Below are 1,414 nucleotides of genomic sequence, written 5' to 3'. Positions count from 1 at the left end.
GAATCCACACCACGATCGACACCCGTGTCGCTCCATGACAGAACGCGATCCAACTCACCGGCGGTCAGAACATCCACGTCGCCAACGGCAGCAGTCGGATTCGCGACAACGCCACGGAGGACGGACACGAAGCGATCAGCGAACTCGGCCGCTGTCGACGCGTCGAACAGATCCGTCGCATACGTCATGGTCGCAGACATTCCGGCTTCAGCCTCTTCGAGAGTGAGCTGCAAGTCGAACTTGGCCAGTGCGGCGTCGAACTCGACTGCAGCAGCACTGAGGCCGGGCATGTCGAGAGACGTCTGACCGAGGTTCTGGAACGTCAACGCCACCTGGAACAACGGATGACGAGCCTGCGAACGAACCGGATCGAGCGCTTCCACGATCCGCTCGAACGGAACATCCGCATGCGCGAACGCCTGCAGATCCACCTCACGCGCAGAAGCCAACAACTCCGCAAACGACCTCGACGGATCAACCTCGGTACGCAACACCAAAGTATTGACGAACATACCGATCACGTCATCGAGCTCAGCTTCACCACGACCCGCGATCGGGGCACCGATCGCAATGTCAGTCGTCGCGGACAGTCGTGCCAACAGCACCGCCAGAGCCGAGTGAACAACCATGAACGGAGTTGCATTCGTTCCCTTGGCCAGTTCGTCCAGCTCGGACCACAGCTGCGGTTCGATGGTGAAACTGTGATTGGCGCCGCGCCCTGAAGCAATCTTGGGACGCGGACGATCACCAGGCAGATCCAACTGCTCCGGAAGATCAGCCAACGCATCCGACCAGAACGCAATCTGCTGCGCGATGACGGACTGCGGATCGTCCTCGGACCCGAGAACCTCACGCTGCCACAACGAGTAATCCGCGTACTGCACCGGCAACGGCGTCCAGGTCGGAGCCTGGCCGTTGGTTCGCGCGTAGTAGGCGGTCATCACGTCACGGGTCAACGGGCCCATCGAGAAACCGTCAGTCGAGATGTGATGCATCACGAACGACAACACGAAGTCGTCATCGGCGACCTGGAAAAGCTTGGCACGCAACGGAACCTCGACAGTGACATCGAAACCCTGGGCGAAGAACGAATACAGCTCCGCCTGGATTCGGTCGTCGGTGACGCGTTCTGCACCGAGATCGATCGAGACATCTCCTGCCGAGAGGATCTTCTGGTAGCCGACGCCGTCGACCTCGGGGTAGACCGTGCGCAGAACCTCGTGGCGACCGATAACATCGTGAACTGCCGAATTCAGGGCGGCCAGATCGAGCGCACCCGTGAGCCGAACGGCAACAGGGACATTGTTGACAGCCGACGCCGTGTCGAATCGGTTGAGGAACCACATGCGCTGCTGCGCCAACGACAACGGAACCTGCGCCGGACGCACCTGCGCAGTCAACGCCGCACGCGAAC

The 1,414-nt window shown here is 60.7% G+C and carries 1 protein-coding gene; it reads right to left on the bottom strand.

Annotated elements, in window-relative coordinates; genetic code table 11:
- The coding region (locus DBV08_RS32085) for a condensation domain-containing protein (protein ID WP_260395833.1) at positions 1–1,414 on the bottom strand (1,414 nt) is incomplete at both ends.

Origin of the sequence: Rhodococcus sp. KBW08, from assembly GCF_003852455.1 — a bacterium.
GTDB classification, from domain to species: Bacteria; Actinomycetota; Actinomycetes; order Mycobacteriales; family Mycobacteriaceae; genus Rhodococcus_F; species Rhodococcus_F baikonurensis.
This window is presented reverse-complemented; position numbering and strand designations above follow the sequence as displayed.